Annotated in this window: 10 protein-coding genes and 1 riboswitch; of the genes, 5 read left to right on the plus strand and 5 right to left on the minus strand. The window is 56.5% G+C overall.

Annotated features, from left to right (window positions below; genetic code table 11):
- Nucleotides 1-266: 266 nt before the first annotated feature.
- From QEP11_RS10500 to QEP11_RS10510, 3 genes are all read right to left on the minus strand, one after another.
- Nucleotides 267-1,571, minus strand: a complete 1,305-nt coding sequence (locus tag QEP11_RS10500; protein ID WP_284336602.1) for a mechanosensitive ion channel family protein — start codon at nt 1,569-1,571, stop codon at nt 267-269.
- 89 nt (nt 1,572-1,660) lie between these two features.
- Nucleotides 1,661-2,437, minus strand: a complete 777-nt coding sequence (locus tag QEP11_RS10505; RefSeq protein WP_284336603.1) for an enoyl-CoA hydratase — start codon at nt 2,435-2,437, stop codon at nt 1,661-1,663.
- 3 nt (nt 2,438-2,440) lie between these two features.
- The gene (locus QEP11_RS10510; protein ID WP_284336604.1) at nt 2,441-3,394 is read right to left on the minus strand and encodes a histone deacetylase family protein; all 954 of its coding nucleotides are present in this window, start codon (nt 3,392-3,394) and stop codon (nt 2,441-2,443) included.
- A gap of 42 nt (nt 3,395-3,436) precedes the next feature.
- On the opposite strand from QEP11_RS10510, the gene QEP11_RS10515 reads away from it, so the two are divergent.
- The 5 genes from QEP11_RS10515 (at nt 3,437) to QEP11_RS10535 (ending at nt 9,972) form a co-directional block, all read left to right on the plus strand.
- Nucleotides 3,437-4,354, plus strand: a complete 918-nt coding sequence (locus QEP11_RS10515) for an AAA family ATPase (protein ID WP_284336605.1) — start codon at nt 3,437-3,439, stop codon at nt 4,352-4,354.
- The gene (locus QEP11_RS10520; RefSeq protein WP_284336606.1) at nt 4,354-5,373 is read left to right on the plus strand and encodes a DUF58 domain-containing protein; all 1,020 of its coding nucleotides are present in this window, start codon (nt 4,354-4,356) and stop codon (nt 5,371-5,373) included. The genes QEP11_RS10515 and QEP11_RS10520 overlap by 1 nt, the downstream gene beginning before the upstream one ends.
- Before the next feature lie 54 nt (nt 5,374-5,427).
- Nucleotides 5,428-7,455, plus strand: coding sequence for a transglutaminase TgpA family protein (locus QEP11_RS10525; protein WP_284336607.1), 2,028 nt, complete (start codon nt 5,428-5,430; stop codon nt 7,453-7,455).
- Nucleotides 7,452-8,615 (plus strand): lytic murein transglycosylase B, encoded by a 1,164-nt coding sequence (gene mltB, locus QEP11_RS10530; protein ID WP_284336608.1) that lies wholly within the window; start codon nt 7,452-7,454, stop codon nt 8,613-8,615. Before QEP11_RS10525 ends, mltB begins: the two co-directional genes overlap by 4 nt.
- Before the next feature lie 145 nt (nt 8,616-8,760).
- Nucleotides 8,761-9,972 (plus strand): ABC transporter substrate-binding protein, encoded by a 1,212-nt coding sequence (locus QEP11_RS10535; protein ID WP_284336609.1) that lies wholly within the window; start codon nt 8,761-8,763, stop codon nt 9,970-9,972.
- Between the two features lie 98 nt (nt 9,973-10,070).
- Here QEP11_RS10535 and thiC read toward each other — a convergent pair whose 3' ends face one another.
- Nucleotides 10,071-12,005, minus strand: coding sequence for a phosphomethylpyrimidine synthase ThiC (thiC, locus tag QEP11_RS10540; RefSeq protein ID WP_284336610.1), 1,935 nt, complete (start codon nt 12,003-12,005; stop codon nt 10,071-10,073).
- A gap of 303 nt (nt 12,006-12,308) precedes the next feature.
- Nucleotides 12,309-12,427: riboswitch (TPP riboswitch) on the minus strand.
- Between the two features lie 82 nt (nt 12,428-12,509).
- On the minus strand, nt 12,510-14,156 hold the full coding sequence (locus tag QEP11_RS10545; RefSeq protein ID WP_284336611.1) for an acyl-CoA synthetase: 1,647 nt from the start codon (nt 14,154-14,156) through the stop codon (nt 12,510-12,512).
- Nucleotides 14,157-14,200: the final 44 nt, after the last annotated feature.

A 14,200-nucleotide genomic window follows, 5' to 3' on the forward strand; every position in this document is an offset into this window, starting at 1 on the left:
GTCGCTCTTCACACGGACTTTGACGTTGTAGTCCACCACGCGCTTGACTGGGACCAATACCTTCATGCTGTTGCTCCTTGAATCGGTGTAATTGCAGATTATTTGAATTGACGTAAACGTAAATCGAAAAGCATTTTATGCGGCGTTGCAGCAAAGCCAATACGTGAACTTCACGAAGACAATTGCACAAAAAAAGAACGATCGTTCCATTTTAAGCAAGCAACTCACGTAATTGGCAGCTAATTTGCCCAAACCAAGGGTCTTCCCTAGGTCGCGCCTGGAGCAGTTGAAGCTGCACTGATTGGCAACGCTACCTCTTCATTTTCGGTAACGAATTGCACGACCTGTCTTGGGATCGGCGTGCTCACCCCGGCCTTGCGCAAGCCTTGCAGCAAGGCCAAGTTGACCTGTGAGCGCAAATTTCCTTGGCCGTTTTGCGGATCGTTGATGTAGTAGGTCAGCGTGAATTGCAGTCCATGCTCCACAAAGTCCACCAATTGCACCGATGGTGCTGGCTGAAGCAGTACGCGAGGCTGCTGACGTGCAGCATCCAGCAATATGGCGCTGACCTGTTCCACGTCGCTGTCCATGCCCACCACGATGGTGGTGGTGAGCGCGAACTGCCGATCAAACTGCGTCAGGTTCTCCACCCTTTGTGTAATCAGGTTTTCGTTGGGAACAATGGCCTCTCGACCATTCGAAGCACGTATCACCGTGAACCGCGTTTTGATATCGGTGATCCTGCCTTCAAAACCATCGACACGCACGTTGTCACCAATACGTAAAGCACGCTCAACCAGGACCAGAAAGCCGCTGACATAGTTGGAAGCAATCTTTTGCATGCCAAAGCCCAGCCCCACTCCTAAAGCGCCTCCCATCACTGACAGCGCGGTCAGATCCACCCCCACCCAGGACAAAGACACCAGCAAACCCACTGTGATCAGCACGACGCGCGTGATGTTCATGCCAACTTTGCGCATGGACAGATCACTGACCCAGCGGTTGATGACATGCTGCTCAAACAGGCTGGCCACCCACAGCACAAAAACCATCATCAAGCCTGCCGACAGCACACCTTCAATCAGGCTCAGCAAACTGATGGAAGTTTTGCCCAACGTCATCTGGATGGATTCCAGCTCCACCAGCACCAAGGGCAGCAAGCCCAGGCTATGTAGCACCGCCACACCCCAGACCGCCCAGGAAAACACCCTTTCAAGCAAGCGCATACTGGTTGACTGCGGAAACGTCTGGCTCAGCACCCGCGCCACAAAGCGAATGATTGCCAGCGAGAACAGCAAAGAAACTGCCAACCGCAGCCAGAACACCGGCATGTAACGCATCACCACCAATTGCGCGGCATAAATCAGCACCAGCGCCAACAATGGGAACATGGCTCCGTGCAAGGGATTGTGACCAAACCAGATGGGATAGGCCCGACCTTGGCCTTTCAGGCTGCTGCCCCACCAACGCACGATCACATAGGCCAGCGACAGCCCTCCCAGCAAGACAAAAAACTCCAGCCAGGCGCTGGAGTTATGAAAGTCATCAAACAGCTTGTCAAAAATTTCCATGGCGAAGAATCGCTTCCATCAACACCCGCCATTATTCAAAGCAATGTTTGTCGTGTCTGTCAGCCAGGAAGACATTTCCGGACAAAAGCTCAGGCCCGCCAGCGCGGAGTGCGTTTTTGTGCAAAAGCTTGCGCACCCTCCTGGGCATCCGCATCCATCATGTTGCAAGCCATGGTTTCTCCTGCCAATGCATACGCGGCTTGCAACCCCAGCTCACGTTGTCGGTACAGCAATGCCTTGCCCATACGCACCGCCGTGGCAGGCTTTTGAACAATGGCTCTTATCAGTTGCTCCACTTCCGCATCCAGTGCATCAGGGGCCACCACGCGATTCACCAACCCTTGCGCCTGGGCAGTGCGGGCGTCGATAAAGTCTCCCGTCAGCAACATCTCCATGGCCTGCTTGAATGGAATGTTACGCACCAAGGGCACGCTGGGCGTCGCACAAAACAGTCCGTACTGAATCCCACTGGTTGCAAAACTGGCATCGGTGCTGGCTACAGCCAGGTCGCACTGCGCCACCAGCTGGCATCCCGCGGCAGTGGCCATGCCGTGCACACGCGCAATGACGGGCACAGGCAATTTTGTGATGCTGAGCATCATGCGCGAACACTGAGCAAACAAATCTTGATAGTGCGCCAACTCAGGCTGAGCCGCCATCTCTTTGAGGTTGTGCCCCGCGCAAAAAGCTTTGCCATTGGCGGCCAGCACCACCACACGCACATTGTCATCTTGGGCAAGCTCGTCCAGAGCATCTTGCAGCGCCTGCAGCATGGCGCTGCCCAGCGCATTAAAGCGTGATGCGTCATTCAAGGTCAGCGTGACCACACCACGCGCATCTCGTGTTTGCAGCAGTACGTCATTCATGGCTCAAAGATCCGCTAAAACGCGCAAATGCGCTTCTACACTGCGAGACAGAGGGCCCATCATGTACCCCCCTTCCAAACATGACACCACACGTCCCTTGCTAAAGCGGCGCGCCACATCCTTGATGCGTTCAGTCAGCCAGATATAGTCGTTTTCGTTCAGGTTCAGTTGCCCCATATCGTCATCACGGTGGGCATCAAACCCTGCGCTCACAAAGATCATTTCCGGCTTGAATGCTTCCAGTCGCGGAATCCACAACATCTCGACCAGCTCACGAATGTCCATACCCTTCGTGTAAGCGGACACCGGGATGTTCAGCATGTTGGATGCCGGCTCCTTGTCCCCGCTGAAGGGGAAAAACGGGTGCTGAAAAAAACTCACCATCAACACACGATCATCACCCGCCAAAATGTCTTCTGTGCCATTGCCATGGTGCACATCAAAGTCCACGATGGCAACGCGCTTGAGGCCACGACGCTGCAGAGCGTGCAACGCTGCGATCGCCACATTGTTGAAAAAGCAAAAGCCCATGGCTTTTTCACGCGTGGCATGGTGTCCAGGGGGACGGATGGAACAAAAAGCGTTTTCCAAGTCCCCATCGATCACCGCATCCGTTGCTGCTAAAGCTGCACCTGCAGCATGCAGGGCTGCAATAAAAGTATGGGCATTGATGGAGGTATCAGTGTCCAGTTGCATGTACTCAGGCCCACCCGCAGCTTGCTCCTCAATCAAGCGCTCCGTGAGACCACGTAATGCAGCCACATGCATTCGGTCATGCGCTAACTCAACATCGCTAAACGATGCTTGAGGTGCATCAATGCGCTCCAAGCCATCCAAAACCCCTGTCATGAGCAGACGATCTTCAATAGCATCGAGACGTTGCGGGCACTCAGGGTGCCCGGGCCCCATTTCATGCTCACGGCACGAACGGTGAGAAAAATAGCCTGTCTTACCCACTTTTCCTGTCCCCTATCTCTTTGTTTCGGATAGTTTTTGCACATGAACTTGCACAAAATCCGGTCTCTTTTAAATCAGCTTAACACGGTAGTCGTTGGCAAAAAACAGCAAGTACAAGACTGTGTTACCTGCCTATTGGCTGGCGGTCACCTGCTGATTGAAGACGTTCCCGGCGTTGGAAAAACCACCCTGGCACATGCCTTGGCACATGGCTTTGGCTTGAAGTTTTCACGCGTACAGTTCACTTCTGACCTCATGCCCAGCGACCTGACGGGCGTATCTGTGTATGACCGCTCCAGCGAAAGTTTTGTCTTCCACCCAGGCCCTGTCTTTGCGCAAGTGCTGCTGGCTGATGAAATCAATCGCGCCAGCCCTAAAACGCAAAGTGCATTGCTTGAGGCCATGGAAGAAAAGCAAGTCTCCATTGAAGGGCACACGCACAAACTGCCCGACCCGTTTTTCGTCATTGCAACCCAAAATCCGCACGAGCAACTTGGCACTTACCCGCTACCGGAGAGTCAGCTTGACCGCTTTTTGATGCGCATCAGTTTGGGGTATCCCGATCGCACCGCAGAGTTGCAATTGCTACGCCATCACGGCCACCGCATTCAGGCTGAGGCACTGTCTGCACAGATTACCCCCCAGGAATTGGCCGCGCTGCAACAAGCTGTCCTCAACATCCATGCTGCAGATCCGCTGCTGCATTACGTGCAAGATTTGCTGGAGGCTTCACGCAATGGTCAATGGTTTGTGCAAGGGCTATCCCCACGTGCCGGTATCGCCCTGATACGCGCGGCCAAGGCCAACGCATTGGTGCATGGTCGCGACTATGTTGCACCCGATGATGTGCAAGCCATCTTTGTACCCACCATGGCGCACCGTCTGCATGCAGTCGCAGGCGCTGGCCGCGGCACTGTCGAACAAACACGAGCCATGTTGCAAGCCGTGGCTATCCCCTGATGTCCAACGTCCACCGCCCCACGCGCAGTGCATGGCGACAGTCCCTGCATAATTGGATAACCCGTCAACAAAAGGCCTGCACCAGCTATCTGCTGTGCCAGCGCAACATCTATGTGCTGCCATCTGCAGCAGGCGGCTTTCTGATCCTCACCTTGCTGATCTTGCTGGTGGCCAGCATCAACTTTCAGCTCAATCTTGGTTACGCGCTCACTTTTTTAATAGCTGGCAGCGCACTTGCCAGCTTATGGATGGCCCATCGCAATGTCCGCGGCATTGAGCTACATCTGGGAGCACTGGAGCCTGTATTTCAAGGCGAACGTGCCAAAGTTCCTGTCCGCCTCCACGTGGTCCGGGGACTTCACCATCGACATGGACTGTCGCTGGCCATGAACCGATCCCAAGGCAAGCTGTCATGGGTGCACGCCGATGTGGACGCTGGCCAGACACAGACTGTGGAACTGGGAAGCACTCCCCACCTGCGAGGCTGGCATCGCGTTCCTCGTATCGTGCTGGAGAGTCGTTTTCCACTGGGCGTATTTCGCCTGTGGAGTTACTGGCAACCCGATGGCCGTGTTCTGGTTTATCCCGCTCCAGAGACACCGATGCATCCCATCCTCTACACCGATGAGCCCGATCAGGGTCAAGCACGCCCTTTCAACCCAGGCACTACAGAACATGATGGCGTGCGCGGCTACCAACGTGGCGATGCATTGCGTGTCGTGGTCTGGAAAAAAACGGCCACGGCGCTTGCTACAGGCAGTGGAGAGCTGGTGGTCCGCGATGGTCATGCGTCCAATACCCAGACTTTGTGGCTGTCTGCCCAAGCTACGGGCCTGAGTGATTCGGAGGCGCAAATTGCACGGCTGACAGCCTGGGTGCTCCATGCCTATGCGCAGCAATGGCAATGGGGATTGAGACTGCCCAGCGGCCACTGCGTTCCACCGGCATCCGGCCCCCTTCATTTGCACGCCTGCTTGACGGCATTGGCAATAGATGGCAAGACGGCAACGGCTGATTAGCGGCCCTTCAGTTCCTCCCACACCATATCTACCGCCCCCGCATCCACACCCACAATGTCAAGCAGCCCCTCCTTCAACCTTCCCAGGGAAAACCGCGACACGCTGCTGGTACTGGCGGCAGTGGCTTTGGTACTGCTGCCTCATGTGGCCTACCTGCCGCTGTGGAGCAGCGGGCTTGCGATTGGCATGCTGACATGGCGCTTTTGGTTGGTGCATCGCGGACAAAGCCTGCCTGGGAGGTGGGTTTTGATTGCCTTGCTGATCCTGGCCGTGGGTGCGACGGTACTGCAATTTCGCTCTATCGTTGGGCCTGAGGCCGGTGTGGTGCTACTGGTTTTGCTGTTGGTGCTAAAAACCTTGGAGATGCGTGCACGCCGAGATGCCATGGTGATCTTTTTCCTTGGCTTTTTCACACTGCTCACGCTGTTTTTACAGTCACAATCGTTGCCAATGGCAGTTGTCATGCTGCTGGCGGTGTGGGGCTTGCTGGCTGCTTTGGTCAACGCGCACATGCCCGCAGGCTACCCTAGCGTGTGGCAGTTGCTGCGTACATCAGGCGCACTGATGCTGCTGGGGCTGCCTGTCATGCTGGTGCTGTTTCTGGCTTTTCCGCGCTATGCACCGCTGTGGGGTTTGCCTGCCAATACGCAACAAGGAAGAACAGGCTTATCCAATGACATGACCATCGGCCAAGTGGCTGAACTGGCACAAAACCGCAGCGTGGCCCTGCGTGTGCGATTTGATACCCCCAACAATCAGCCTCCTCAGCAGCGCTTGCTGTATTTTCGTGGCCCGGTGCTCAGCCACTTCGATGGCCGCCACTGGAAAGCCAGCATGAACACATGGCAAAGCACGCTTCCCATGGGCTCTTCCATTGCAGCCAAAGGACTGAGCGATGCCGTGGGCTATGAAGTGACGCTGGAACCTCACCAACAGCGCTGGCTGCTGACACTGGAAGCCACACTGGAACCACCGCAAGCGGCGGTGCGTCGCCTGCACCCCACTGCGGATTTGCAATGGCTTTCTGCCCTCCCTGTCACCGAAGTCCTCCGTTACCAAGGCTCGGCGCAGTTGCACTTCGCCTATGGGCAGACGCTTTCCAACGATCAGCGCACCCAACAGTTGCAACTACCGCCAAACAGCAATCCGCGCACAGCTGCGTGGGCCCAAACACTCAGGCAGCAACATGGGGATGACGACACTGCCATCCTGCAAGCGGCCTTGTCCCAACTGGGCGGTGGCGGCTATGTCTACACCTTGCAACCGGGGGTAGTGGATGCAGCACACACGGCCGATGACTTCTGGTTCGACAGCCAAAAAGGATTTTGCGAACACATTGCCTCTGCCTTCGTGGTGCTCATGCGCTCAGCAGGCATTCCTGCTCGTATCGTGACTGGCTATCAAGGCGGGGAACGCAACCCGGTCGATGGCCTTTGGACCGTACGACAAAGCGATGCCCACGCCTGGACTGAGGTGTGGCTACCCAATGAAGGCTGGATGCGCATTGACCCCACTGCTGCCGTCTCGCCGGCGCGCACAGAGCAGCTGCAGCGTTTGGCCGCGCCCAGCACCATGTTTGAGAACACTGTTGGCACGGTCATCGGCAGCAATACCCTCTGGCGATTGCGCGCAAGCTGGGAGGCCATCAACCATCGCTGGAATGACTGGGTGCTGAACTATTCACGCAACGACCAAGAGTACCTGTTAAGCCGTTTGCGCTGGGATCGCTGGAGCACACCCCAGGCTGTGCTGTGGCTGGTTGCAGTTATTGCCATGCTGCTGGCTGGCTGGGGAGCCCAGCGCTGGTACAGCCAGCGCACAACCGATCCCTGGCTGCGTTTGATGGAGCGTGCGCGCCAGAAGCTGCAAGCAGCTGGCATTACCCATGCCCACAGCCTGGGACTGCGAGCGCTGGCTGCAGCCGTCCAAGCACAATGGGGGGATGAATCCCGGCAACTGCAACAGTGGCTGCTACAGATGGAACAATGGCGCTATGCACCGCATAGCACTCAGCCTCCCACGCTGGCCACTCTGCGGCGTCGCTATCGCGCTTTGAATTGGCCTAGATCCCGCACACCATGAAACGCCTGCTCTCTCCTTTGTTCTCGCTTGCCCTGGCTGCAGGCTGCGCAATCCATCTTCCTGTCAGTGCAAAAAATAATGCGTCTGAGCCCGACAAGCGCAGCGCGGCTGTGAGCAAGACCTATGGTCAGCGTGCCGATGCGCAGCAATGGGCCCAAGACATGGCTGATCGTCATAACCTGGACACAGCATGGGTGCAAAAACAATTGGCTCAAGCACGCTTTTTGCCGCAAGTGCCGCGCCTGATGACACCCGCGCCCAAAACCACTACCACCGCACGTGATTGGGCTGACTACCGTCGCCGCTTTATTGACCCTGTGCGCATCAACGCAGGGGTGCGCTTCTGGAATGAGCATGCAGACACTTTGGCCCGCGCCGAAGCGCAGTTTGGTGTGCCTGCTGCCATGATCGTTGGCATCATTGGCGTGGAAACCATCTATGGCCGTAACATGGGCAATCTGCGCGTGCTGGACAGCCTGGCGACCCTGGCCTTTGACTTTCCTAGCGCACACCCGCGTGCTGCCGAGCGCCAGCGCTACTTCCAAGGCGAGCTGGAGCAATTTCTGCTAATGATGAACCAGGCAGGCACCGCCACCACCGAACCGCTTGGTAGCTATGCCGGAGCCATGGGACTGGGTCAATTCATGCCCAGCAGTTGGGCCAGATGGGCGGTCGATTTCGACGGCGATGGCCGAATCGACCTTTTCAACAGTGAAGAAGATGCCATCGGCTCGGTGGCCAACTATTTCAAGGCCCACGGCTGGATTACGGGGCAACCCGTGTGGTATCCCGCGCTGTTCAATACCGACAGCCTGAATCTGCCCACACTCCTGGAACCCGATATACGCCCCACTTTTACTGCCTCGCAGATGGCAGGCTTGGGAGTCGTGCCTGAAGGAGGCATGCAGCACGATGGCTTGTTGGCACTCATCGAGCTGAAAAACGGCACTTCCGCCCCCAGCTACATTGTGGGTACACAGAACTTCTACACAATCACGCGTTACAACTGGTCAAGCTACTACGCCACCGCCGTTCACGATCTGGGTGAAGAAGTTGCCGCTGCACGCAACGGCGGCGTTCCTGCCATTGCCTTGCCAGTGATGGTTCCACAGACCGTGACAGTGTCGACTGAAGCCTCCACGGAGGACACCGCCCAGTAAAAAGCGCTTCCACATTTATGTGCTCGCGCACAGCGGGCAAACCTGCACTTTTCGTGCAATCCCTCAATGGGATGCTCCTAGTAGCCATTCTCGCTGCACAAGCGCACCCTGCATGTCTCACCAATTTCTCAAGACGGAGACGAGCATGCAGCGTTGGATACCCATTCCCATGTCAGCCACTTTGTTTGCACTTGGCCTGCTTTCCGGCACGGCACAGGCGCAATTCAAAGAGCCCGACAAGGTCAAAATCGGCTTCATCACCGATATGTCCAGCCTGTATGCCGACGTGGAAGGCAAGCACGGTGCGACGGCCATCCAGATGGCTATCGACGACTTTGGCGGCAAGGTGCTGGGCAAACCCATTGAACTGATGAGTGCCGACCACCAGAACAAGGCCGACATCGCCGCCAGCAAGGCCCGCGAGTGGATTGATCAGCAAGACATCAGTCTGGTGTTTGGCGGCACCAACAGCGCCACTGCCTTAGCCATGGCCAAAGTGGCCACAGAGAAAAAGCGCGTCTTTGTGGACAATGGAGCTGGCACTTCAGCACTGACCAATGAGCAATGCAGCCCTTATGTGGTGCATTACGCTTTTGACACCGTGGCTCTGGCCAAAGGCACCGGCAAGGCAGTGGTCGAGAACGGCGGCAAAAGCTGGTACTTCTTGACAGCCGACTATGCATTCGGGCACGCCCTGGAGGCTGACACCACCAAAATTGTGGAAGGTAATGGTGGCAAGGTACTTGGGTCGGTCAAGACACCGCTGAACGCTTCTGACTTCTCCAGCTTTATGTTGCAGGCGCAAAATTCCAAAGCCCAGATTCTGGGCCTGGCCAATGCGGGAGGCGATACCGTCAACTCCATCAAAGCCGCCAAAGAGTTCGGCGTCACCAAAAACATGAAGCTGGCAGGACTGCTGATCTTCTTCAGTGACATTCACAGCCTGGGTGTGAAAAACACCGAAGGCATGCAATTCACCACCAGCTGGTACTGGGACTTGAATGACGCATCACGCCAGTTTGCCGACAAATTTATGGCCAAAACCAAGCGTCGTCCCAGTGAGATCCAGGCGGCTGACTACTCTGCCACCTGGAACTATCTGAAAGCCGTGGAGAAGGCTGGCACCCTGGATGCTGACAAAGTGATGGCAGCCTGGAAGGGTATGGAAATCAACGACTTTTTTGGCAGAGGCCGCATCCGCCCCGATGGACGCTACGCCCACGACATGTACCTGATGGAGGTCAAGTCACCCGCTGAATCCAAAGGCACCTGGGATTACTACAAACTCATCAAAACACTGCCCGCCGAGCAGGTGTGGACGACCCAGGCTGAAAGCAAGTGCCAGTATTGGCGCTAAGCTGAACACAGAACAGGAAACAAGCCAGTACTTTGTCTGTGTCGAAAGCCTGTGCAGACCAAGTACTTCAGGCATGTTTTTCTGCGTCCAGCCCCACATCAGCGTGCCGTGGTATCTGCGGCAATGGGAATGTAGAAATCCCCGCCCGCCTGATTGAACTCGGCCGCCTTCACCTGCATCCCCACGGCAATACCCTGCTCTGCAGCCACACCTTGGGATTTTGCAAAATCTCGCACCTCCTGAGTGATCTTCATGGAGCAGAACTTGGGGCCGCACATGGAGCAAAAGTGCGCCACCTTGGCGCTGTCCTTGGGCAAGGTTTCATCATGGAATGCACGCGCTGTGTCAGGGTCCAACCCAAGATTGAACTGGTCTTGCCAACGAAAGTCAAAACGCGCCTGAGACAAGGCATCATCGCGTGACCGCGCACCAGGATGCCCCTTGGCCACATCGGCTGCGTGCGCCGCAATCTTGTACGCGATGATGCCCTGCTTCACGTCGTCACGGTCAGGCAAGCCCAGATGCTCTTTGGGCGTGACGTAGCACAGCATGGCCGTGCCAAACCAGCCGATCATGGCTGCGCCGATGGCACTGGCTATATGGTCATAGCCAGGTGCGATATCAATGGTCAGCGGCCCCAGCGTGTAAAACGGCGCTTCATGGCAATGTTTGAGCTGCTCAGCCATGTTCTGCTGAATCATGTGCATGGGCACATGACCAGGGCCTTCAATCATGGTCTGCACATCGTGCTTCCAAGCCGTCTGCGTCAGCTCCCCCAGAGTACGTAGCTCTGCAAACTGCGCTTCATCATTGGCATCGGACGCACAGCCGGGACGCAAGCCATCGCCCAGCGAGAAACTCACGTCGTACTGCTTCATGATGTCGCAGATGTCTTCAAAATGTTCGTACAGGAAGCTCTCGCGGTGATGAGCCATGCACCACTTGGCCATGATGGAGCCACCGCGAGAAACAATGCCTGTGCGGCGCTGTGCCGTGAGGTGGATATAGGCCAGACGCACGCCAGCGTGAATGGTGAAGTAGTCCACACCCTGCTCGGCCTGCTCGATGAGCGTGTCGCGGAAGATTTCCCAACTCAGGTCTTCGGCCACGCCACCGACTTTTTCCAGCGCCTGATAGATGGGCACAGTGCCGATTGGCACGGGCGAGTTGCGCACAATCCAGTCACGCGTGGTGTGAATATTTTTGCCGGTCGATAAATCCATCACATTGTCTGCCCCCCAGCGTATGGCCCAGACCAGCTTTTCCACCTCTTCTTCAATGCTCGACGTGACAGCAGAGTTGCCGATATTGGCGTTGATCTTGACCTTGAAATTGCGGCCGATCGCCATCGGCTCAATCTCCGGATGGTTGATGTTGGCTGGGATGAGGGCCCGTCCGCGTGCTACTTCATCGCGCACGAATTCCGGAGTGATGATCTTGGGAATGGCTGCGCCCAGGCTGTTACCTGCCAGGCGGGCCTCGCGCTCCGCATCCTGCTGGTACTGCGCCATCCATTCACGGCGACCATTCTCACGCAGCGCCACGTATTCCATTTCTGGGGTGATGATGCCGCGCTTGGCGTAATGCATCTGGGTCACGTTGTGCCCCGATCTGGCTCGACGTGGCATGCGCTGCAGCCCAGCCGCCTCGGCACGTAGCTGAGACACCCGTGCGTCTTCCTCTCCTTGCTTGCCACCGTCATCCAGCGCCACGCGCTGGCGGCCCGCATAGGATTCACTGTCACCGCGCGCCTCAATCCAGGCATCGCGAATGCTGGGCAGGCCTTGCCTCACATCGATATTCACTGTCGGGTCTGTGTAAGAACCTGAGGTGTCATAAACGCTGATTTGCTCCCCATTGGTGAGCGCAATATCACGCACAGGCACTCTCAAATCAGGGTGAATGACTCCACTCAGATAGCGCTTGGTCGACGCCGGAAATGGTTGACGTGACTGGGTCAGCAGTTCAGTAAAACGTGCTGCGTCGGGAGTGCTGCCTGCGGCTGGCGTAAAGATGGAATCAGAAGCGTTCATCGCGGTCTCCATAAAAAGCGGTTGAAGTGCATCAAACGCTCCGTGGAGTGCAGGCCCTGCTCTGATGAGGCAGTCGGTGACTGTGTGCCACCTTCCGTCTCGGACCTGGAAGTAGCCTTGACACCGCTAAGTCAGTGTCAGAGCTTCTTTCATCGCAACCTGATTGCGACCATGGCTAACGCGCACTGAGATTTGCCTAAAAAACAAAACCCCAGTGCGCGAGGCGCCTGGGGTGTGCTGTGCTTAGGAATGACGACCTGCCAGTGCCTCGGAAAACACTACGCCTGTCTGTCCATAAGCCCTGCTTCAGGGTCCCGCTCTTCTTCCGCCGGCATGAACCGGATCAAGTTCGTCGGGTTCGCTTGCCGCTGTTTTCACAGCGGTTTGCATCTCAGCGCTTGCGCACACCCCGGAGCAATGACAAGTATAGGTCAGCAAGCTCCCTGCAGGTCGATACCTCACTCGCCCCCTGCCGGGCTCTGCCTCTTCAGCGCCTTGACCGAATCAGACAGCAATAGCACTGGCAGAGCCTGCCAGCTTGCGCAGCTCAAACTTCTGAATCTTTCCGGTGCTGGTTTTCGGCAATTCGCTAAACACGATAGCGCGCGGCACCTTGTAACCTGCCAGATGCTGCTTGCAGTGGGCGATGATGTCTGCCTCCGTCACTTGCACGCCTGCTTTGATCTCCAGGAATGCACAGGGCGTTTCTCCCCACTTTTCATCAGGCTTGGCCACTACAGCTGCAGCCAGCACAGCGGGGTGGCGATACAACACGTCTTCGACCTCAATGGACGAGATGTTCTCCCCGCCCGAAATGATGATGTCCTTGCTGCGGTCCTTGATTTGGATATAGCCATCCGGGTACTGCACGGCCAAGTCTCCGCTGTGGAACCAGCCTCCGCGGAAAGCATCATCTGTGGCTTTTGGATTCTTCAGATAGCCCTTCATGGTGATGTTGCCGCGAAACATGATCTCGCCCATGGTTTCTCCATCGCATGGCACAGGCTGCAATGTCTCAGGATCCATCACACGCACATCCTGTTGCAGGTGATAACGCACACCCTGACGGGCATTAAGACGGGCACGCTCACCAACACCCAGCTGCTCCCAACGCTCATGCTTGGCGCAGACCGTGGCCGGACCGTAAGTTTCCGTCAATCCATACACATGGGTGAGATCAAAACCCAGTGCCTCCATACCTTCGATCATGGATGCAGGAGGCGCAGCGCCTGCAACCATGGCCTTCACACCTGCTGGAATACCCACTTTCAATTCCGCTGGTGCATTCACCAGCAGGGATTGCACAATAGGTGCACCGCAGTAATGGGTAACGCTGTGTTCACGCATGGCATCGAAGATCGCTTTGGCCTCAACCCTGCGCAAGCAAACATTGACACCTGCGCGGGCCGCCACCGTCCACGGGAAGCACCAGCCGTTGCAGTGGAACATGGGCAGTGTCCACAGATACACACTGTGCTTGGGCATATCCCACTCCAGCACATTGCTGATGGCATTGATGGCAGCGCCACGGTGGTGATAGACCACGCCCTTGGGGTTGCCCGTAGTACCACTGGTGTAGTTCAGCGCAATGGCATCCCACTCGTCATCGGGCATTTCCCAGACAAAGCTGGCATCTCCTTGCGCCACAAAATCGTCGTACCGCACGGCGCCAACTTGCACTGCGGCATCACCGTACAACACATCATCCACCTGAATCACCAGCAAGGGTTCGTGACGTGTGCGCAACTTCAACGCCTTGGCAATGACGGGGGCAAACTCGGGATCCACGATCAAAGCCTTGGCTTGTCCATGATCCAGCATAAAAGCCAAGGCTTCAGGATCCAGACGGGTATTGAGCGTGTTGAGCACAGCCCCAGCCATAGGCACGCCAAAATGCGCTTCCACCATCGGTGGCGTGTTGGGCAAGATCACAGCCACCGTGTCATTTTTACCAATGCCAGCACGCTTCAAACTGCTGGCCAGCTGGCGACAGCGGGTATAGGTTTGTGCCCATGTCTGGCGCAAATCACCGTGGACAATGGCCAGCCGCTCGGGGTAAACGCTGGCAGTGCGCTCTAGAAAGCTCAGCGGCGTCAGCGCTGCAAAGTTGGCGGCATTGCGGTCCAGATCCTGGTCATAGTTACTTGTCATCTCCCTGGTCTCCTTGTTGCTGTGAGTAATGTCTTCAACGGTTT

This window comes from Comamonas halotolerans, assembly GCF_030162935.1.
Lineage (GTDB): Bacteria > Pseudomonadota > Gammaproteobacteria > Burkholderiales > Burkholderiaceae_C > Comamonas > Comamonas halotolerans.

Excerpts from the sequence above, each read along its gene's own strand:
- QEP11_RS10515 (WP_284336605.1), top strand. The coding sequence starts at position 3,437 with ATGAACTTGCACAAAATCCGGTCTCTTTTAAATCAGCTTAACACGGTA.
- QEP11_RS10500 (WP_284336602.1), bottom strand. The coding sequence starts at position 1,571 with ATGGAAATTTTTGACAAGCTGTTTGATGACTTTCATAACTCCAGCGCC.
- QEP11_RS10505 (WP_284336603.1), bottom strand. The coding sequence starts at position 2,437 with ATGAATGACGTACTGCTGCAAACACGAGATGCGCGTGGTGTGGTCACG.
- mltB (WP_284336608.1), top strand. The coding sequence starts at position 7,452 with ATGAAACGCCTGCTCTCTCCTTTGTTCTCGCTTGCCCTGGCTGCAGGC.
- QEP11_RS10525 (WP_284336607.1), top strand. The coding sequence starts at position 5,428 with ATGTCAAGCAGCCCCTCCTTCAACCTTCCCAGGGAAAACCGCGACACG.
- QEP11_RS10535 (WP_284336609.1), top strand. The coding sequence starts at position 8,761 with ATGCAGCGTTGGATACCCATTCCCATGTCAGCCACTTTGTTTGCACTT.
- thiC (WP_284336610.1), bottom strand. The coding sequence starts at position 12,005 with ATGAACGCTTCTGATTCCATCTTTACGCCAGCCGCAGGCAGCACTCCC.
- QEP11_RS10520 (WP_284336606.1), top strand. The coding sequence starts at position 4,354 with ATGTCCAACGTCCACCGCCCCACGCGCAGTGCATGGCGACAGTCCCTG.
- QEP11_RS10545 (WP_284336611.1), bottom strand. The coding sequence starts at position 14,156 with ATGACAAGTAACTATGACCAGGATCTGGACCGCAATGCCGCCAACTTT.